The sequence below is a fragment of the Streptomyces sp. NBC_01257 genome, from assembly GCF_035917255.1.
Lineage (GTDB): Bacteria > Actinomycetota > Actinomycetes > Streptomycetales > Streptomycetaceae > Streptomyces.
In genome coordinates this window covers 3537756-3557539 of sequence record NZ_CP108472.1, presented here as the reverse complement: position 1 = coordinate 3557539, position 19784 = coordinate 3537756, and the positions used below count along the sequence as shown (strand labels likewise).

The following is a 19784-nucleotide window of genomic DNA, read 5'->3' as shown; positions in this document are numbered from 1 at the left end:
GGCGAAAGGGAGTTGGCGTTGCGAGTTGCGTAGAAGGCGTGGTGAGTGCGTCACAGTCGTGCCCCTGAATGAGGGTCAACTGCTCTGAAAACGGGTCACATTGCACGGAACGGCCTTGACGTAGTCCTTAACTCTGGAAAGGGTGCTGGAGCAGCATGCGTATGTCTGGGACAGGTGTGATCGGGGGCGGGATGACCACGGCGACGTGGCCCTGCTGCGGGCGCAACCCCGGCAGGACCGTGGACCCGCATATGGCTGCTCCATGACGAGAACAGCTACTGGGGGTAGCAGGAATGACGAAGAAGACGCGTGTACGCGTCGCGCGGATAGCCGCGGGTGCCGTGATCGCCGCAGGCGCCTCGCTCACCGCCGCAGGTGCGGCCCAGGCCGTCGGGATCGGCGTCGATGTCGCCGGTATCGGTGTCAACGCCTCGGTCGACAACGACGGCGTGAACATCGGCATCAACGGCGAGGACGACGCGGCCGGCGGCGGCGACGCTGCGGCCGGTGGCGGCGACGCCGCGGGTGGTGCCGATGTGGCCGGTGGCGGCGACGCTGCCGGTGGTGCCGATGTGGCCGGTGGCGGCGATGCTGCTGCTGGTGGTGGCGATGCGGCCGCTGGTGGCGGTGACGCTGCTGCTGGTGGTGGCGATGCGGCCGCTGGTGGCGGTGACGCTGCTGCTGGTGGTGGCGATGCGGCCGCTGGTGGCGGTGACGCTGCTGCTGGTGGTGGCGATGCGGCGGCCGGTGGCGGTGACGCTGCTGCTGGTGGTGGCGATGCGGCCGCTGGTGGCGGTGACGCTGCTGCTGGTGGTGGCGATGCGGCGGCCGGTGGCGGTGACGCTGCTGCTGGTGGTGGCGATGCGGCCGCTGGTGGCGGTGACGCTGCTGCTGGTGGTGGCGATGCGGCCGCTGGTGGCGGTGACGCTGCCGCTGGTGGCGGTGGCAGCGCGGCGGCCGGTGGCGGTTCCGGGAGCAACGGTGGCAGCACCGGCGACACCGGCACCTGCACCGTCGACCTAGACGGCGCCGAGTGCGCCGACAACACCGACACCGACTCGGTCGGCAACCAGCCGGCCGAGCAGGGCAAGGGCAAGGACGAGCTGGCCGAGACCGGTGCGGCCGAGACCACGTTCCTGCTGGTCGGCGCCGCGACGATGATCGCCGGAGGCATCGGCTTCCGGATCCTGCCGCGCCTGGTGAACGGCCGCACGGCCGCCTGACGGCGACAGCGGTACACAGACGCACACGGACAGACACAGGGGCCCGGACGCCGATATCGGCATCCGGGCCCCTGTGCATGCACCAGCGCGTACGAGGACGAACGTTTCACCGGCCCTGACGAGGGCGGGTGCGCGGGCAGGCGGGCGCTAGACGGTCTGGTGCGCCAGCAGGGCCAGCGCCGCCAGGAGCACCACCATGAGAGCGATCAGCATCGCCGGATTGAGCCCCGCGAACGGTCCCTGCTCCTGTTCCTGCTGCTCCAGCCGCGCACGGCTCGCCCGGCATACGGGGCAGCGCCCCTCGTTCACGGGCGCCGCGCAGTTTGCGCACACCAGTCGGTCATAGGTCATGCGCTTTCCTCCTCCCGCGCGGCGGAGCCGCACAAGCTTTCTCTCCGCACAACGCTCACGGAAACGCAACCGTTCCCCCTACCACTGTGCCAGCTCGCACGGGTTTCGGCTCGGCCCGCCGGATACCTCCAGGTCCGTTCCCCTTACGGCGCAGCCCGGAGCGGTGCCGTTTCACCGTAAAACACCCATCCCGGTACGCGCGCCTGCACGCGTCAGCCCGGTTCGCGTATGGTCACGCACACCTACTCCCGGCCGACCGTGGTGCATCCGTGATCCGATTCGACAACGTCTCCAAGACCTACCCGAAGCAGAGCCGTCCCGCTCTACGGGATGTGTCTCTCGATATCGAGAAGGGCGAGTTCGTCTTCCTGGTGGGCTCCTCCGGCTCCGGCAAGTCCACCTTCATGCGTCTCATCCTCCGCGAGGAGCGCGCCAGCCAGGGCATGGTCCACGTCCTCGGCAAGGACCTCGCGCGCATGTCCAACTGGAAGGTGCCGCACATGCGCCGCCAGCTGGGCACGGTCTTCCAGGACTTCCGCCTCCTTCCCAACAAGACCGTCGCGGAGAACGTGGCGTTCGCCCAGGAAGTGATCGGCAAGCCGCGCGGTGAGATCCGCAAGGCGGTCCCGCAGGTCCTCGACCTCGTCGGTCTCGGCGGCAAGGAGGACCGGATGCCCGGTGAGCTCTCCGGTGGTGAGCAGCAGCGCGTGGCGATCGCGCGGGCCTTCGTCAACCGGCCCATGCTGCTGATCGCGGACGAGCCGACCGGCAACCTCGACCCGCAGACCTCGGTCGGCATCATGAAGCTGCTGGACCGGATCAACCGGACCGGCACCACCGTGATCATGGCGACCCACGACCAGAACATCGTCGACCAGATGCGCAAACGCGTCATCGAGCTCGAGCAGGGCCGTCTCGTACGCGACCAGGCGCGCGGCGTCTACGGCTACCAGCACTGAGCACCGAGCACTGAAAGGACGCCATGCGCGCCCAGTTCGTCCTGTCGGAGATCGGCGTCGGCCTCCGTCGCAACCTCACGATGACCTTCGCCGTCGTCGTCTCCGTCGCCCTCTCGCTTGCCCTGTTCGGCGGCGCGCTGCTCATGCGCGAGCAGGTCAGCACGATGAAGGACTACTGGTACGACAAGGTCAACGTCTCCATCTACCTCTGCGGCAAGGGGGATGCGGAGACGGTGGTCCAGTGCGCCAAGGGTGCGGTCACCGAGCCCCAGAAGAAGGAGATCGAGGGCGATCTCAACAAGATGGACGTCGTCGAGAAGGTGACGTACGAGTCGTCCGACGAGGCCTACAAGCACTACCAGGAGGAGTTCGGCGACTCCCCGATGGCGGGCAACATCACGCCCGACCAGATGCCGGAGTCGTTCCGCGTCAAGCTGCACGACCCCACCAAGTACAAGGTCGTCGCCACGGCCTTCGCCGGGCGTGACGGGGTGCAGTCGGTCCAGGACCAGAGAAGCATCCTGGACAACCTCTTCGGTCTGATGAACGGCATGAACGTCGCCGCGCTGTTCGTGATGGCGCTGATGCTCGTCATCGCGCTGATGCTGATCGTGAACACCGTGCGGGTGTCCGCGTTCAGCCGACGGCGGGAGACGGGCATCATGCGGCTCGTCGGTGCCTCCGGCTTCTACATCCAGATGCCGTTCATCATGGAGGCCGCGTTCGCCGGGCTGATCGGGGGTGTGCTGGCCTGCGTGATGCTGCTGGCCGGCCGCTACTTCCTGATCGACGGCGGTCTCGCCCTCCAGGACAAGCTGAACCTGATCGACTTCATCGGCTGGGACGCCGTCCTCACCAAGCTCCCGCTGGTCCTGGCGATCGGCCTGCTGATGCCCGCCGTTGCCGCTCTCTTCGCGCTCCGCAAGTACCTCAAGGTGTGACGTGCGCCCCGTGCGGCGCGCGGCCAACGGGCCGTGCGCCGGCGGGGCGTTGTCCTAGACTCGGCGCCATGCCGGGCCCTGAGAACCGTTTCGGGCCCCGCGGCCTACGCTGCGGGGCGGCCCTGACATTGGTCTTCGCGAGTGTGCTGGCCACGGCCGCCGCCACCGGTTCGCTGCCGCGCGGGGACGGGCAGGGTGCCGAGATAGAGACCAGGTCCGTCGCCGCGTCCGCCGACCGTGACGCGGTCGCCGACGCCGCCGCCGAGGCCGTGGCCGACGGCAAGTCGGGTACGGAGGCGGCCGAGGAGGCCGTCAGCCGCAGCGGGGACCGCTGGGGCGCCGTCTACGACGAGCGGGAGTACCAGGAGTTCGAGCAGGCCCTCGACGGCTCGTACACGGGCGTCGGGCTCGCCGCCCGGCGGTCCGCCGACGGGCTGGTCGCGGTGACCCGGGTCCAGCCGGGCGGCCCCGCCGACCGGGCCGGCATCCGGTCCGGCGATCTGCTCCGCACGGTCGACGGCCGCCGGGTCGACAAGCGCCCGGTCTCCGACGTCGTGGCGCTGCTGCGCGGTGACGGCACCGGAGCGGCGGCGGGGACCACCGTCGTCCTGGGCGTCCAGCGCGGCTCCGTCACCCGGACCGAGACGCTGCGGCGGGCCCGGCTCACCAACAAGACGGTCTCCGTGCGGCGGCTCGGACCGTACCCGGCCGATGCCGCCGCGGCCGTGCTGATCGAGGTCGACTCGTTCACCAAGGGATCGGGCGACGCGGTCCGCGACGCGGTCCGGAAGGCCCCGGCGGGTGCCGGGGTGCTGCTGGACCTGCGCGGCAACTCCGGCGGGCTGGTCACCGAGGCCGTCACCGCGGCCTCCGCCTTCCTGGACGGCGGCCTGGTCGCCACGTACGACGTGCACGGCGAGCAGCGGGCCCTGTACGCGGAGGCGGGCGGCGACACCGAGCGCCCCGTCGTCGTCCTCGTCGACGGCGGGACCATGAGCGCGGCCGAGCTGCTGACCGGCGCCCTCCAGGACCGCGGCCGGGCCGTCACGGTCGGCTCGCGGACCTTCGGCAAGGGCTCCGTCCAGATGCCCAGCAGGCTCGCGGGCGGTTCCGTGGCCGAGCTGACCGTGGGCCACTACCGCACCCCGGCGGGCCACGGCGTCGACGGCCGGGGCATCACCCCGGACCTGGCGGTGAGCGCGCGGGCCCAGGAGCGGGCCGAGACGGTATTGAGTGGCCTCGGGGGTGGGTCGTAGTGCGAAAATGGCCGCACTATGGCTAAGGAAAAAGACACCGGGCGCAAGATGGTCGCGCAGAACAAGAAGGCGCGCCACGACTACACCATCCTCGACACCTACGAGTGCGGCCTCGTGCTCATGGGCACCGAGGTCAAATCGCTGCGTATGGGACGGGCCTCCCTGGTGGACGGCTTCGTGCAGATCGACGGCGGGGAGGCGTGGCTGCACAACATCCATGTCCCGGAGTACGTCCAGGGCACCTGGACCAACCATTCCGCCAAGCGCAAGCGCAAGCTGCTGATGCACCGGGCCGAGATCGACAAGCTGGAGTCGAAGTCCCAGGAGACCGGCCACACGATCGTGCCGCTCGCCCTGTACTTCACGGGCGGCCGGGTCAAGGTCGAGATCGCGCTGGCGAAGGGCAAGAAGGAGTACGACAAGCGGCAGACGCTGCGCGAGAAGCAGGACACGAGGGAGACGAACCGGGCGATCTCGGCGGCCCGCCGCCGTCAGCGGAGCGCCTGAGCGCACCGCGCCAGTGGCTGCCGGCCGGTGCGGCAGGAATACGCTGGCATCGTCGTGCGTTGGTCACGTACGATGGCACTGCACCCCACGGGGTGTGTACCACCTTTGAAAAATCAACATGGGGATGATCGGTTTCGACAGCGGATGTCGAAGCAGGGGAAGCGAGTCGAGGAAGCGGCAATGATCTCGTAAACCATATGTCGCAAACAATAATCGCCAATTCCAAGCGCGATTCCTCCGCCTTCGCCCTCGCTGCCTAATTAGCAGCTAAGCGAAGACTCTGCGGAGTGTCAGCCCGGGGGTGATCCCGACCCGGATCCTGGCATCACTAAGGGATCTAAACTTCTAGGCCCGGTCACGGGGCCTGGAAGGAAATCAAACAGTGGCTGGGCCTGTCGGAGGCTTGTTCGCGTGACCTCCGGGGCCGAGAAAAGCGTAGCGAACTGCACTCGGAGAAGCCCTGGTTCCGCACCGTTGGACGCGGGTTCGATTCCCGCCATCTCCACAATTCCCATGTGAACGAGGACCCCGCTGCCACCGGCAGCGGGGTCCTCGTTTTTTGTCCCCGCGCACGGGCCGACAGTCGGTCGGTGTGCGGGGGCGTGCGCCCCCGGCGTGCATGCCCGTGCCGCGCGCCCGGGACGGACCCGACCGGGGCAGCGCCCGCACCACGGTTCGAAAACAGATGTATCTCTCATGATGAACAACACCTGTCCGTGGGCTCGGACTGTCGCCGGCGTGCGCTACATTCATGGCCCGGGTGCACTGTGGTAGGGGGCGCGTGGACGGGGTGGGGGCCCGGTCCGACGACGCACAGAAGGTCAGTTGCGCGCACCCGATCCTGAGTGGGGGAAGTGCGTACAACTGTGGAAACTTGGCGTGAAGGTGCCCGTGCGGGACACACCCACGAGCCCAACGAAGTCACCATCCAGCTCGACGGACTGGGACGGCAGCTCTCCGAGCTGCTCCCGGAACCAGGCGCTCCGGAAGGCTCCGACGGCCCGGTCTTCGTCGACGAGAGCGGCCGGCGCAGCAAGTCGCTCCGGCGGCTCGGCTGGGTCCTGGCCGCGATCTGTGTCGGTTACGCGGTGACGCTGGTCGTCGCCCTGCTCGGAGGCAACTCCAGCGCACCCTTCCTGCCGCTCTCCGGCCAGGAGGAGCACCGGAAGGCCGAAGAGGTGCAGACGCCGGTCACCCCGGGGACGAGCTCGGGGGCCCAGGTGTCGCCCGGGGCGCTGCCCAGTTCCTCGCCGTCGGCGCCGCAGACCGGGGAGAGCGCCGCCGCGACCGGGGGCGAGGCCACCGGTGACGGAAGCTCCCCGGCGACCGGGGCAGGAGCCGGGTCCTCGGCCTCGGCACCCGTCGTACCGTCCGCGGGGCACACCCGCGCCGGCCAGGCCACGGGCGGCGGCAAGCCGGTCGGTGAGACCACCGCCACGACCCCGGCCGTCGACCCCGGGACGCCGACGGCGGACCCGGTGGAAACGCCCTCCGACCCCGCGACCACTCCCGCCGGCACACCGGATCCTCCTGTGCAAGAGCAAGAAGGCGCCAGCTAGATGACCACACCCGCCCCGCGGGTCAGGCACAACCGCAAGAAGCAGACCCGGCGGCGCAGACTTCCCATGCGCTACATGCTGCCGTTCCTCTTCCTCGTTGCCCTGCTCGCCATGTTGATGCTGCGCGGCTACGTGCACAGCGAAATCCTCGCCGACCACCGGATCCAGCCACCGGCGGCCACCGACCGGGTGCCCGAGCAGGTGCTCGAAGGCGGCCCGGTCATCGACGCCCGCTCCACCACCGAGCCCGCCAAGACGCTGCGGATCCCCGATCACCGGATCGTGCTGACCTTCGACGACGGCCCCGACCCGGTCTGGACCCCGCGGGTCCTGGACGAGCTGAAGAAGTACCACGCGCACGGCGTCTTCTTCGTCACCGGCACCATGGCCTCGCGCTACCCGGAGCTGGTGGAGCGCATGGTCAGGGAGGGGCACGAGGTCGGTCTGCACACCTTCAACCACCCCGACCTCTCCTACCAGTCCACCGGCCGCATCGACTGGGAGCTCTCCCAGAACCAGCTGGTGCTGGCCGGCGCCGCCGGCATCCGCACCTCGCTGTTCCGGCCGCCCTACTCCTCGTTCGCCGACGCCATGGACGACAAGTCCTGGCCGGTCACCCAGTACGTCGGCAGCCGCGGCTACCTCACCGTCGTGAACAACACCGACAGCGAGGACTGGAAGCGGCCGGGCGTCCGGGCGATCATCGAGCGGGCCACGCCCAAGCACGGCAAGGGCGCCGTCATCCTCATGCACGACTCCGGAGGCGACCGGTCCCAGACCGTCACCGCCCTCGGCAGGTTCCTGCCGAAGATGCAGGAGCGGGGCTACGAGTTCGCCAACCTCACCGACGCGCTCGGCGCCCCCAGCGCGCACACCCCGGTCACCGGGTTCGCGCTCTGGAAGGGCAAGGCGTTCGTCTCCGCCGTCGACGTCTCCGAGCACATCACCGATGTGCTGGTGGTGGGCCTCGCCGTCATCGGGGTGCTGGTCCTGGCCCGCTTCGGCCTGATGCTGCTGCTGTCCTTCGCGCACGCCCGCCGGGTCCGCCGCAAGGGCTTCAGCTGGGGCGAACCGCTCACCCGCCCGGTGTCCGTCCTGGTGCCCGCGTACAACGAGAGCAAGTGCATCGCCAACACGGTGCGTTCACTGGTCGCCAGCGACTATCCGCTGGAGGTCATCGTCATCGACGACGGTTCCACGGACGGCACCGCCGACCTCGTCGACGCGATGCGGCTGCCGGGCGTCCGGGTGGTGCGCCAGCGCAACGCAGGGAAGCCCGCCGCCCTGAACAACGGCATCGCGCATGCCCGTCACGACATCATCGTGATGATGGACGGCGACACGGTCTTCGAGCCGTCCACCGTCCGCGAGCTGGTCCAGCCCTTCGCCGACCCGCGGGTCGGGGCCGTCGCGGGCAACGCCAAGGTCGGCAACCGCGACTCGCTGATCGGCGCCTGGCAGCACATCGAGTACGTGATGGGCTTCAACCTCGACCGCCGGATGTACGACATGCTGCGCTGCATGCCGACCATCCCCGGCGCGGTCGGGGCGTTCCGCCGCGACGCGCTGAACCGGATCGGCGGCATGAGCGAGGACACCCTCGCCGAGGACACCGACGTCACGATGGCCCTGCACCGGGACGGCTGGCGCGTCGTGTACGCGGAGAACGCCCGGGCCTGGACCGAGGCGCCGGAGTCCGTGCAGCAGCTCTGGTCGCAGCGCTACCGCTGGTCGTACGGCACGATGCAGGCCATCTGGAAGCACCGCCGCGCGGTCATCGAGCGCGGACCGTCCGGCCGTTTCGGACGGGTCGGGCTGCCGTTCGTCGCCCTGTTCATGGTCGTCGCCCCGCTGCTCGCCCCCCTCATCGACGTCTTCCTGCTGTACGGACTCGTCTTCGGCCCCACGGAGAAGACGGTCGTCGCCTGGCTCGGCGTCCTCGCGGTGCAGGCCGTCTGCGCCGCGTACGCCTTCCGGCTCGACCGGGAGCGCATGACCCATCTGATCTCGCTGCCCCTCCAGCAGGTCCTCTACCGGCAGCTCATGTACGTGGTGCTGCTGCAGTCCTGGATCACCGCCCTCACCGGCGGCCGGCTCCGCTGGCAGAAGCTGCGCCGCACGGGGGCCGTGGAGGCACCCGGTGCCGTGCCCGGCGGCCAGCGCGGGCGCAGCAACGACCGGAGGCCCGTCGCATGACCCACCCGAGCCACCCTTCGGCGTACCCGCAGCAGCCTCCCCGGGAGCCGCACACGGTGCCGTTCCCGGTGCAGCAGGACATGGCGGCGCCGTACGGCCGGACGCAGTGGGAGCCGGCCCCCGAGGCCGTCCCGCCGGTGGCGGAGCCCGCTCCGGCCGCCGCGAAGAAGCCGGGCCGGGACCGCTACCTCGACCTGCTGCGCTCGATCGCGCTGGTCCGGGTCGTCGTCTACCACATCTTCGGCTGGGCCTGGCTGACGGTGCTGTTCCCCTCCATGGGCGTCATGTTCGCCCTGGCGGGTTCGCTGATGGCCCGCTCGCTGGCCCGTCCGGCATGGGGCGTCATCCGCGGCCGCATCCGCCGGCTGCTGCCCCCGATGTGGGCGTTCTCGGCCGTCGTCCTGCCGATGATGTTCCTCCTCACCTGGAAGCCGGTGCGGGAGGAGGGGATCTGGTGGTTCCTGAAGCTGGGCTGCTACATCTTCCCGGTCGGCGCGCCGCCGTACCCCTGGCTCAGCGGTGACAAGGCCGGGCTCCTGGAGGACACCTGGGCGGTGCAGGCGGCCGGTCCGCTCTGGTACATCCGCGCCTACCTCTGGTTCGTCCTGGCGTCGCCGCTGCTGCTGAAGGCGTTCCGCAGGCTGCCGTGGGCCACGATGCTCGCGCCCATCGGGCTCACCGCCGTCATCGGTTCGGGCCTGGTCACGATCCCCGGCGAGACGGGCAACGCCCTCGTCGACTTCGGGATGTTCGGCTCCTGCTGGATCCTCGGCTTCGCCCACAACGACGGGCTGTTCGAGAAGGTCCCGCGCTATCTGGTGGTGTCGCTCTCGGCGCTCGTCATGGCGTTCGGCCTGTGGTGGGCCTCGGGACATCTCACGGCGGACGGCTGGGACCTCAACGACATCCCGCTCGCCCAGGCCACCTGGTCGTTCGGCTTCTGCGTGATCCTGCTCCAGTACGCGCCGTCGTGGCAGCAGCTGCCGGGCCGGCTGGCCGCCTGGGACCCGTTGGTGACGCTCGCCAACAACCGGGCGGTGACGATCTACCTCTGGCACAACCTGCTGATCATGGCGACGATACCGATACTGGACGAGCTCTGGGCCATACCGTTCGTCGACGCCCACCTGGGGTCGGAGATAGAGGCCGTGTACACCGTCCTGATGTTCCTCCTGGTCTGGCCGCTGATAGGGATCATGATCGTGGCGGTCGGCTGGCTGGAGGACGTCGCCGCCAAGCGCCGGCCGAGGCTGTGGCCGAACGGTGTGCGCAAGACCCGTGAACGGCCTGCGCCCGAGCCCTCGTCGGCGGGCGGCACGCGCCGGCGCTGACCGCCGCCCTCACCGGCCCGGCCCCGGCCCGGTGAGAGCAAGGTTGCGCACCGGTCACCTCACGGCACCGCACCGAAACGCGCGCTCCCTAGCGTCGGGGACAACACCCCGACCACCCGTGGAGGCGCGTGATGGCTGGCCGTTGGATCGAGCAGTGGGAACCCGAGGACGAGACCTTCTGGCGGGAGAAGGGCGAGCGGATCGCCCGCCGGAACCTGTGGTTCTCCGTCCTGTCCGAGCACATCGGGTTCTCCATCTGGACCCTGTGGTCGGTGATGGTCCTGTTCATGGGACCGGAGTACGGGGTGGACCCGGCCGGGAAGTTCTTCCTGATCTCCACCGCGACGCTGGTCGGCGCCCTCGTGCGGGTGCCGTACACCTTCGCCGTGGCCCGGTTCGGCGGCCGGAACTGGACCGTGTTCAGCGCGTTCACCCTGCTGGTGCCGACGGTGGCCGCCTTCGTCGTGATGGAGCCCGGGACCTCGTACCCCACGCTCGTCGCCGTGGCGGCGCTGACCGGCATCGGCGGCGGCAACTTCGCCTCCTCGATGACGAACATCAACGCCTTCTTCCCGCTGCGCAAGAAGGGCTGGGCGCTCGGGCTCAACGCGGGCGGCGGCAACATCGGGGTGCCCGTCGTGCAGCTCGTCGGGCTGCTGGTGATCGGGACCGCGGGCGCCATGCACCCGCGGATCGTGCTCGGCGTGTACATCCCGCTGATCGTCGTCGCCGGTCTGTGCGCCGCGCGCTTCATGGACAACCTGGCGCCCGTGCAGAACGACACCGGGGCCGCGAAGGACGCCGTGCGCGACCCGCACACCTGGATCATGGCGGTGCTCTACATCGGCACCTTCGGCTCGTTCATCGGCTACAGCTTCGCCTTCGGGCTCGTCCTGCAGACGCAGTTCGGCCGCACCCCGCTGCAGGCCGCATCGCTCACCTTCGTCGGCCCGCTGCTGGGCTCGCTCATCAGGCCCGTCGGCGGCTGGCTGGCCGACCGGTACGGCGGCGCCCGGATCACCCTGGCCAACTACGCCGCCATGGCCGTGGCGACCGGAGTCGTCGTCTACGCATCCGGCATCGAATCGCTCACCGTGTTCCTCATCGGCTTCACGGCCCTGTTCGTCCTGACGGGGCTCGGCAACGGATCGACGTTCAAGATGATCCCGGGCATCTTCCACGCCAAGGCGATCGCCCAGGGGCTGCGCGGCGAGGAGGCGGCGGCCCAGGGGCGGCGGCTGTCCGGGGCGGCGATGGGGCTCATCGGCGCGGTCGGCGCGCTCGGCGGGCTCGCCATCAACCTCGCCTTCCGGCAGTCCTTCCAGACCTCGGGCACCGGAACGGCGGCCTTCTGGTCCTTCCTGGCCTTCTACGGTGTGTGCTTCCTGCTCACCTGGGCGGTATACCTTCGCCGCACCGTGGCAGCCCCGGCGAAGCCCCAGCTCAGCTATGCAGAGGTGTGATGATGAACCGGCGATGCCGGGTGACGTAACGGGCGGGAAATACGGGCGAACCGAGCCTGTCACGCTTCGTTGGCAGGCTCGGCCCTCCGCACCATTGAGCAGCAGCGGGACGAGAGCCGGGTAGACCATATGCACGACGACGAACAGCACGGGCCCCTCGCGGGCTTCACGGTCGGTGTCACCGCCGCACGCCGGGCGGACGAACTCGGCACCCTGCTGCGGCGGCGGGGCGCCACCGTGGTGCACGCCCCCGCTCTGCGGATCGTGCCGCTCGCCGACGACAGCGAACTGCTCGCCGCCACCAAGGAACTCATCGACGCCGTCCCCGACGTGGTCGTCGCGACCACGGCGATCGGCTTCCGCGGCTGGATCGAGGCCGCCGACGGCTGGGGCATCGGCGAGCAGCTGCTGGACACGCTGCGCGGGGTCGAACTGCTGGCCCGCGGGCCCAAGGTCAAGGGCGCGGTCCGTGCCGCCGGACTGACCGAGGCCTGGTCGCCGGCGTCCGAATCCATGGCGGAGGTCCTCGAACGGCTGCTGGAGGAGGGCGTCGAGGGGCGGCGCATCGCCCTCCAGCTGCACGGCGAACCCCTCCCCGGTTTCGTGGAGTCGCTGCGCGCGGCCGGCGGCGAGGTCGTCGGGGTCCCGGTCTACCGCTGGATGCCGCCCGAGGACATCGCCCCGCTCGACCGGCTCATCGACATCACCCTCGCCCGCGGCCTGGACGCGCTCACCTTCACCAGCGCTCCGGCGGCGGTCTCCGTGCTGCGCCGGGCGGAGGAGCGCGGGCTGCTGCCCGAACTGATGGGCGTGCTGCAGGGGGAGGTCCTGTCCGCCTGCGTCGGGCCGGTCACCGCACTGCCGTTGCAGGCCCGCGGCGTCGACACCGTCCAGCCCGAGCGCTTCCGGCTCGGCCCGCTCGTCCAGCTGATCTGCCGGGAACTGCCCGCCCGGGCCCGGACCCTGCCCGTCGCCGGGCACCGGGTCGAGATCCGCGGCCACGCCGTCCTGGTCGACGACGAACTGCGCGCGGTGCCGCCCGCCGGCATGGCCCTGCTGCACACCCTGGCCCGCCGGCCGGGCTGGGTGGTGGCCCGCGCCGACCTGCTGCGCGCCCTGCCGGGCAGCGGTACGGACGAGCACGCGGTGGAGACGGCGATGGCCCGGCTGCGCACCGCACTCGGGGCTCCCCGGCTGATCCAGACGGTCGTCAAGCGCGGCTACCGGCTGGCCCTGGACCCGGCGTCCGACGCCAAGTACGCCGACTCCTGAGGGAGTCGGCGCGCGCCGGGCGGCGCGACGAGGACCCGGGCCCGCAGCAGGAGGGCGAGCGCGGCGGTGCACAGCACCGCCCGCACGGCGTTCCAGGCGACCCAGGCGTCCTCGAACCTGTCCCGTACGGCGGCGGGGTCGGCGATCCGCGCGGGGTCACCGGCGTCCGCGAGGGCGTTGTTCAGCGGGACGTTGACGCCCGAGGTGAGCAGGAACGCCACGGCGTACACCGCGAGCGCCGCGAGGAGCCACCGGCGGGGGCCGGGGGAGCGGCGCTGCTGCCAGGCGGCGGCCGCGGTGAGGATCAGCGCGCCGAAGAAGCCGGCGAAGAAGACCGGGTTCTCGATGACGTCGTTGATGTTCCGCATCACCTCGATGAAGGTCCGGTCGTCGCTGCGGCCGAGCGCGGGCATGACCGCGCACGAGAAGGCGTAGAAGGTGCCCGCCACCAGTCCGGTGGTGACGGCGGCACCGCCGATGACGAGGTGGTGGAGGGCTGAGGTCGGCCGGTCGGGCCCGCTGGTTGTCATGCGTCCAGTCAAGTGGCGGCGCCGGGGCCGCTCCATGGCTCAGGCGCGCAGTTCCCTTCGCGGGCGTCCAGCCGCCGCACGGGGCATCGTGCCGCGCCCGGGTAGCGTGCGGGGATGACCGATGACATCCACCTGATCGACGCGGAGGTACGGCTCCGCCCCCTGACCCTGGCCGACGCCGGCCCCCGCGCGGAGTCCCTGACCCGCAGCCGTACGTACATGCGGCCCTGGGAGCCCGTGCGGCCCGAGGCCTTCTACACCGAGCAGGGGCAGCGCGAGCGGCTCGCCGACGCCTTGGCGGACCGCGAGGCGGGGCGCGCGATGACGTGGACCCTCGCCGACGCGCAGGACCGCGCGATCGGCGGGTTCAGCCTCAACGCCCTGGTCCTCGGGCCGTTCCGCAGCGCCACCCTGGGCTACTGGGTGGACGTGGCGTTCGCGGGCCGCGGACTGGCCACCGCCGCCGTGCGGCTGATCTGCGAACTGGCCAGGGACGAACTGCGGCTGCACCGGATCGAGGCCGGCACGGTGGTGGACAACACGGCGTCGCAGCGGGTGCTCGCCAAGTGCGGCTTCGAGGAGTTCGGCATGGCCCCGCGCTATCTGCACATCGACGGCGAATGGCGCGACCACCGGCTCTTCCAGCGCATCCTGCACGACGGCCCGTTGACCGGGGCACCGGCCGCCCCCGGCGTCTGAGCGCACCCGGTCCGGCGGGTTCAGCGGCCCGCCGCCCGGCGCTCGTGGCGGTGGCCGGCCAGCGGCCACGGCGGGTGCGCGGGCAGCACCTCCGCGAAGGCGTATCCGGCCTTCTCGGCCACCCGGCACGACGCCTCGTTGTCCTCCTGGTGCAGCAGGTCGAGCCGGACCAGCCCGTCCCCTGCCGGTGAGGTGAACGCCCAGCCGGTGAGCGCTTCCAGGGCCCGCGGGGCGATGCCGCGGCCGCGGGCGGGCGCCGCCGTCCAGTAACCGACCTCGGCCGCGTCCGAGCCGGGCGAGGGGCGCACCAGGACGACGTTCCCGACCGGCCCGTCCCCGAGCGCCGTGTCCACGACGGCGAAGCTGTGGCGCAGCCCGGACGCCCGGCCCTCGTCCTGGGCCCGCAGCCAGTCCGCCGCCGCCTCCTCGTCCGCCACCGGGGCGCGGGACCCGGCCTGGATCGCCGGGTCGCGGTAGGCGTCCAGGAGGACCCCGAGGTCGCCCGGCAGCCAGGGGCGGAGCACCAGGGAGCCGTCCAGGATGCGGTCGGTGCGCAGGTCGTCGTTCATCCGGTCATCGTACGAGGGGAGTTGCCGCGGCCCGGGGTGGTGGCAGGGGTTACGGGCGGGGGCCGCGAGGGGCACTCTGGTGGGGACGTCTACCGGACCCGAGGCGGTGGCATGCGCATGGCGACGCGCAGGGGCTCGTGCGACTGGCGGTTCGACTCCGGGCGGCTCTGCCTGGACCTGGTCGCGACGGGGACCGGGAGCCCGGGCACCGCCGATCCGCTGGACCGGCCCGAACGGCTCGCCGACTGGCTGACGGCCGCCGGAGCCGTCCCGCGGGGCACCCTGCTCCAGGGCGTGGACGACCACTGGCTCGTGCGCTTCCGGCAGTTGCGGACCGCCCTGGACCGGCTGCTGACCGCACAGCTCGGCGGGCGCGGCGCCGACGGCGCCCTGGAGCGCGTCAACGCGCTCGCCGCCGGCTCCCCGCCGGTCCTGTGCGCCGTGCGTGCCGGTGACGGCGCGCTGGTGCGCGGCCTGAGCACCGAACCCGACTGCGCGGCCCTGCTGGCCGCCGTGGCGCGCGACGCCGTCGAGCTCCTCACCGACCCGGTCGCGCTGGACGGGCTGCGTCGCTGCGAGGGCGACCACTGCCGGCGCGTCTACCTGGACACCTCGCGCGGCCGGCGCCGCCGCTGGTGCTCCAGCGAGGTCTGCGGCAACCGCGAACGGGTCGCCCGGCACCGGCGCCGCAACGCGGACCCGGCAGGCGCCCTCCGGGACCGGGCGGCACCGGAGCCGTAAAGAATCTTGGACGCGGATTGAATGGATCGCCGCGCCGCCCCGTATCGATGGCCAAGGAGCTCAACAGGGTCTCGACCGGGAGGTTCGGGTGCGCAAGGATGCGGCCGTGGCCGATGACCGTCCGCACCGGGCCCGGCATCGCAGTGGGCCGCCCCCGTCACCCTCCGCCGTCCCTGACGAGGAGCTGATGCGGGCGCTCTACCGCGAACACGCCGGACCCCTGCTCGCGTACGTGCTCCGCCTCGTCGCCGGTGACCGGCAGCGGGCCGAGGACGTGGTGCAGGAGACGCTCATCCGTGCCTGGAAGAACGCCGGTTCGCTCAACAGGGCCACCGGTTCCGTCCGGCCCTGGCTGGTGACGGTCGCCCGGCGCATCGTCATCGATGGCCACCGCAGTCGGCAGGCCCGGCCGCACGAGGTCGACCCGTCACCGCTGGAGGTCATTCCCGCGGAGGACGAGATTGACAAGGCGCTGTGGCTGATGACGCTCTCGGACGCGCTCGACGATTTGACCCCCGCCCACCGGGAAGCATTGGTCGAGACCTACTTCAAGGGCCGTACGGTCAACGAGGCGGCCGAGGTCCTCGGCATCCCCAGTGGCACGGTGCGGTCCCGGGTCTTCTACGCACTGAGGTCGATGAAGCTCGCACTGGAGGAGAGGGGGATCACGGCATGAGCGACCACGACTGGGAGCCCTTCGGGCCCCGCCCGGCCGGTCCCTCCGGCCCCGCCGGGCCCTTCGTCCCGGGCCCGGCCGCCGGACCCGTCGACGAGGCGGGACACGACGCGGCGGGCGCGTACGTCCTCGGCATCCTGGACCCCGCCGAGGCCGCCGCCTTCGAGGAGCACCTGGCCGGCTGCGCCCGCTGCGCCGCCCATCTCGACGAGTTCGCCGGTCTTGAGCCGATGCTCGCGATGCTCGCCGAGGCCCCGGCCGCCGTGCCGGGCGCCCGGCCGGTCCCGCACGTCCCGGCGCCGCCCGCGCCCCGGGTGCTCGACACCCTGGTCGACGAGGTCGCCGCCAAACGCGCCCGGCGCACCCGGCGCGGGAGATACCTGGTGGCGGCGGCAGCGGCGCTGATCATCGGGGGCCCGGTGATCGCGGTGACGGCGACCGACAGCGGCAGCGGCACCGTCGAGGCGGCCGACCCGCACCCCACCAGCCCCGCCGAGGACGCCTTCTTCCACCACATGAAGGAGAAGGTGGAGGCGACCGACCCCGTGACCGCGGTCGACGCCACGGTCGGCATGGAGCCGAAGGCCTGGGGCACGCACACCGTGCTGGAGCTGAAGAACGTGAAGGGCCCGCAGAAGTGCCGGCTGGTCGCCGTCTCCAAGACCGGCGAGGAGGAGGTCGTCACCTCCTGGTCCGTGCCGAAGTGGGGCTACGGCATCACGGACTCCACGCATCCGGCCGCCAGATATCCGCTCTACGTCCATGGCGGGGCGGCCATGGAGCGGGCCGACATCGACCACTTCGAGGTCCGTACGTTCGACGGCGAACGGCTGGTGAGCGTCGACGCCTGAGCTGCGGGGACCCCCCCCGGCGGGTCCCCGAAACGCAATCGATATCCCGGCGCGCGAGATCGATGCCTGCGGCAGGTGCGCGAAGGCCCCCCTTCGCATAGGGTTGACGGCTGCCCAATGCACGTCAGAAGGGGGCCTCGGTGGCCGCGCAGGATGCCGCTGTCGATTCGTTGCGGGACCGGGAAATCGGTGTCGAGCAGGAACATCTCGACCGTGTTTACCACCGCCTCGAGGAGAAGATCCACGAGGCGGAATTTCTCATGAATGACGCCGTCAAGCGCGGCCAGGTGGGTACACCGGGAGCGCTCGCCGAACGGGACGCCCAGGTGTTCCGCGCCGGAATCCACCTCAACCGGCTGAACAGCGAGTTCGAGGACTTCCTCTTCGGGAGGATCGACCTGCTGCTCGGCAAGGACGGTGAACGCGGCCCGGACGGCGCGTTCACCTCCGTCGAACCCGCCGACGACGTCGTACGGGAGGACGGCACCGCCGATATCGCCGAGACGCTGCACATCGGCCGGATCGGGGTCCTCGACTCCGACTACGCGCCGCTGGTCATCGACTGGCGGGCCCCGGCGGCCGCCCCGTTCTACCGTTCGACGCCCAAGGAACCGGGCCGGGTGGTACGCCGCCGGGTCATCCGCTCCAAGGGCCGCCGGGTCCTCGGGGTCGAGGACGACCTGATGCGGCCCGAGCTGACCGCGTTCCTGGAGGGCGACAAGCTCCCCGTGATCGGCGACGGCGCACTGATGGCCGCACTCGGCCAGGCCCGCAGCCACACCATGCGGGACATCGTCTCCTCCATCCAGGCCGAGCAGGACCTGGTGATCCGGGCGCCCGCCGCCTCGGTCACCGAGGTCTCCGGCGGTCCCGGCACCGGCAAGACCGCGGTCGCGCTGCACCGGGCCGCCTACCTGCTCTACCAGGACCGGCGGCGGTACGCGGGCGGCATCCTCGTCGTCTCGCCGACGCCGCTGCTGGTCGCGTACACCGAAGGGGTGCTGCCCTCGCTCGGCGAGGAGGGCCAGGTCGCGATCCGCGCCGTCGGCTCGCTGTCCGACGAGGCGGCCGGCACCGAGGGCGCCACCACCTACGACGAACCGGCCGTGGCGCGCATCAAGGGCTCCTCCCGGATGCTCCACGTGCTGCGCAAGGCGGCCCGCGGGGCGCTGGAGCAGCCCGCGGCCCGCCCGGCGGCCCAGGAGGGCCAGCTGGCCTTCGGGGAGGCCGAGGAGACGCCCCAGGAGGCGGCCACGCCCACCCGGCTCAGGGTGGTGGCCTTCGGCGCCCGCGTGGAACTCCACGAGGACGAGCTCCGGCGCATCCGCAACAACGTCCTGTCCGGCACCGCGCCGGTCAACCTGCTGCGCCCGCGCGCCCGCAAGCTGCTGCTCGACGCGCTGTGGAACCGGTCGTCGGGCCGCGGCCGCTACACCGACCAGGAGCTCGCGGCCGAACTGCGCTCGTCGTTCGACGAGGACGTCTCCACGGAGACGCCGTTCATCGAGTTCCTGAACGCCTGGTGGCCCGAGCTCACCCCGCGCGGGGTGCTCGCGGCGATGGCCGACGAGAAGCGGCTCGCCCGGTGGGCGCGCCGGACCCTCAACCAGGGCGAGGTGCGCCGGCTCGCGCGCTCCCTGAAGCGGCTGGACGCGGAGGGCCGCGGCCCGCTGTCCGTCCACGACGTGGCGATCCTCGACGAGCTGCAGACGCTGCTCGGCACCCCGCACCGGCCCAAGCGCAAGCGCGAGTTCGATCCGCTGGACCAGCTCACGGGTCTTGAGGAGCTGATGCCGCAGCGCGAGGAGACCCAGTGGGAGCGGGCCGAGCGGCTCGCGGCGGAGCGCACGGAGTACGCGCACGTCATCGTCGACGAGGCGCAGGACCTCACGCCGATGCAGTGGCGGATGGTCGGCCGCCGCGGCCGGCACGCCACCTGGACGATCGTCGGCGACCCGGCGCAGTCCTCCTGGTCCGATCCGGACGAGGCGTCGGCGGCGCGTGACGAGGCGCTGGGCAGCCGTCCGCGCCGGAACTTCACGCTGACCGTCAACTACCGCAACCCGGCGGAGATCGCCGAGCTGGCGGCCAAGGTCCTGGCGCTCGCGATGCCGGGCATGGAGTCCCCGGCCGCGGTCCGCTCCACGGGCGTGAAGCCGCGCTTCGAGACCGTGCGGGACGGCGATCTGGCCGGGACGGTGCGCGAGGAGGCGCGGCGGCTGCTCGGCGAGGTGGACGGCACGGTGGGTGTCGTCGTCGCGATGAACCGGCGGGCGCAGGCCCGTGGCTGGCTCGCGGAGCTCGGCGAGCGCGTGGTGGCGCTGGGCAGCCTGGAGGCGAAGGGCCTGGAGTACGACGCCACGGTGGTCGTCTCGCCCGCGGAGATCGCGGACGAGTCCCCGGCGGGGCTGCGGGTGCTGTACGTGGCGCTGACGCGCGCGACGCAGCAGCTGACGGTCGTCTCCGGGGAGCGGGACCTGCCCGACGAGGACGGGGTGCCGGACCTGCTCAGGGACTGACCGGGGGGCCGGGTGCGGGAGCCTTTTTTCGGTCAACCTGCGCCACGGGAATCACTTCTCCGGGGTGTTTGTTAGCCTGGAGTCGACACCGGCTCGATCCAAGCCCCCGGGCCCAACCTTCGTCGCTTCGAGCGACCACTT

At 71.4% G+C, this 19784-nt stretch carries 18 protein-coding genes and 1 other RNA gene; 16 read left to right on the top strand and 3 right to left on the bottom strand.

From position 1 onward, the window contains the following. Positions 1-293 precede the first annotated feature (293 nt). A complete protein-coding gene (locus OG408_RS40165; protein ID WP_266779425.1) occupies positions 294-1223 on the top strand; it encodes a hypothetical protein in 930 nt (309 codons plus the stop codon). A 147-nt stretch (positions 1224-1370) separates the two neighbouring features. Here the strand turns inward: OG408_RS40165 and OG408_RS15100 are convergent, their stop codons facing one another. After that, positions 1371-1574: a hypothetical protein gene (locus tag OG408_RS15100; RefSeq protein ID WP_266779423.1), complete on the bottom strand. Its 204-nt coding sequence runs from the start codon at positions 1572-1574 to the stop codon at positions 1371-1373. 269 nt (positions 1575-1843) lie between these two features. On the opposite strand from OG408_RS15100, the gene ftsE reads away from it, so the two are divergent. From ftsE to OG408_RS15050, 10 genes are all read left to right on the top strand, one after another. After that, positions 1844-2533 (top strand): cell division ATP-binding protein FtsE, encoded by a 690-nt coding sequence (gene ftsE / locus OG408_RS15095; protein ID WP_024489199.1) that lies wholly within the window; start codon positions 1844-1846, stop codon positions 2531-2533. Positions 2534-2556: 23 nt separating this feature from the next. Continuing rightward, positions 2557-3474, top strand: a complete 918-nt coding sequence (gene ftsX / locus OG408_RS15090) for a permease-like cell division protein FtsX (protein ID WP_266779421.1) — start codon at positions 2557-2559, stop codon at positions 3472-3474. Positions 3475-3542: 68 nt separating this feature from the next. Continuing rightward, positions 3543-4730, top strand: a complete 1188-nt coding sequence (locus OG408_RS15085) for a S41 family peptidase (RefSeq protein WP_326670294.1) — start codon at positions 3543-3545, stop codon at positions 4728-4730. Between the two features lie 18 nt (positions 4731-4748). Next, complete coding sequence (gene smpB, locus OG408_RS15080; RefSeq protein WP_266779417.1) at positions 4749-5237, top strand: SsrA-binding protein SmpB; 489 nt, start codon at positions 4749-4751, stop codon at positions 5235-5237. Positions 5238-5357: 120 nt separating this feature from the next. Continuing rightward, positions 5358-5745, top strand: a transfer-messenger RNA (tmRNA) gene (ssrA, locus tag OG408_RS15075). Between the two features lie 358 nt (positions 5746-6103). Further along, positions 6104-6796 carry a hypothetical protein gene (locus tag OG408_RS15070; protein ID WP_266779415.1) on the top strand — a complete coding sequence of 231 codons (693 nt, stop codon included), beginning with the start codon at positions 6104-6106 and terminating at the stop codon, positions 6794-6796. Next, positions 6797-8992 (top strand): glycosyltransferase, encoded by a 2196-nt coding sequence (locus tag OG408_RS15065; RefSeq protein WP_266779413.1) that lies wholly within the window; start codon positions 6797-6799, stop codon positions 8990-8992. It abuts the gene before it with no gap. Further along, positions 8989-10323 (top strand): acyltransferase family protein, encoded by a 1335-nt coding sequence (locus tag OG408_RS15060; RefSeq protein ID WP_326670291.1) that lies wholly within the window; start codon positions 8989-8991, stop codon positions 10321-10323. Before OG408_RS15065 ends, OG408_RS15060 begins: the two co-directional genes overlap by 4 nt. 131 nt (positions 10324-10454) lie before the next feature. Beyond that, positions 10455-11786 (top strand): nitrate/nitrite transporter, encoded by a 1332-nt coding sequence (locus OG408_RS15055; protein WP_285563760.1) that lies wholly within the window; start codon positions 10455-10457, stop codon positions 11784-11786. Positions 11787-11915: 129 nt separating this feature from the next. Next, a complete protein-coding gene (locus tag OG408_RS15050) occupies positions 11916-13058 on the top strand; it encodes a uroporphyrinogen-III synthase (protein WP_266779407.1) in 1143 nt (380 codons plus the stop codon). On the opposite strand, the gene OG408_RS15045 is transcribed toward OG408_RS15050, so the two are convergent. Continuing rightward, positions 13007-13588 carry an anthrone oxygenase family protein gene (locus tag OG408_RS15045; RefSeq protein ID WP_285563759.1) on the bottom strand — a complete coding sequence of 194 codons (582 nt, stop codon included), beginning with the start codon at positions 13586-13588 and terminating at the stop codon, positions 13007-13009. The two genes, OG408_RS15050 and OG408_RS15045, sit on opposite strands and share 52 nt — an antisense overlap. A gap of 114 nt (positions 13589-13702) precedes the next feature. On the opposite strand from OG408_RS15045, the gene OG408_RS15040 reads away from it, so the two are divergent. Next, positions 13703-14287, top strand: coding sequence for a GNAT family N-acetyltransferase (locus OG408_RS15040; protein WP_326670288.1), 585 nt, complete (start codon positions 13703-13705; stop codon positions 14285-14287). A 20-nt stretch (positions 14288-14307) separates the two neighbouring features. Here the strand turns inward: OG408_RS15040 and OG408_RS15035 are convergent, their stop codons facing one another. After that, positions 14308-14856: a GNAT family N-acetyltransferase gene (locus OG408_RS15035; protein WP_326670286.1), complete on the bottom strand. Its 549-nt coding sequence runs from the start codon at positions 14854-14856 to the stop codon at positions 14308-14310. Between the two features lie 117 nt (positions 14857-14973). Between OG408_RS15035 and OG408_RS15030 the strand changes: the two genes are divergently transcribed. From OG408_RS15030 to OG408_RS15015, 4 genes are all read left to right on the top strand, one after another. Continuing rightward, positions 14974-15597 (top strand): CGNR zinc finger domain-containing protein, encoded by a 624-nt coding sequence (locus OG408_RS15030; RefSeq protein ID WP_266779399.1) that lies wholly within the window; start codon positions 14974-14976, stop codon positions 15595-15597. 88 nt (positions 15598-15685) lie between these two features. After that, positions 15686-16273, top strand: a complete 588-nt coding sequence (locus OG408_RS15025; protein ID WP_266779397.1) for a sigma-70 family RNA polymerase sigma factor — start codon at positions 15686-15688, stop codon at positions 16271-16273. Continuing rightward, positions 16270-17124, top strand: a complete 855-nt coding sequence (locus OG408_RS15020; protein WP_266779395.1) for an anti-sigma factor family protein — start codon at positions 16270-16272, stop codon at positions 17122-17124. The genes OG408_RS15025 and OG408_RS15020 overlap by 4 nt, the downstream gene beginning before the upstream one ends. Positions 17125-17264: 140 nt before the next feature. Beyond that, positions 17265-19643, top strand: a complete 2379-nt coding sequence (locus OG408_RS15015) for a HelD family protein (RefSeq protein ID WP_326670284.1) — start codon at positions 17265-17267, stop codon at positions 19641-19643. Positions 19644-19784 lie beyond the last annotated feature (141 nt).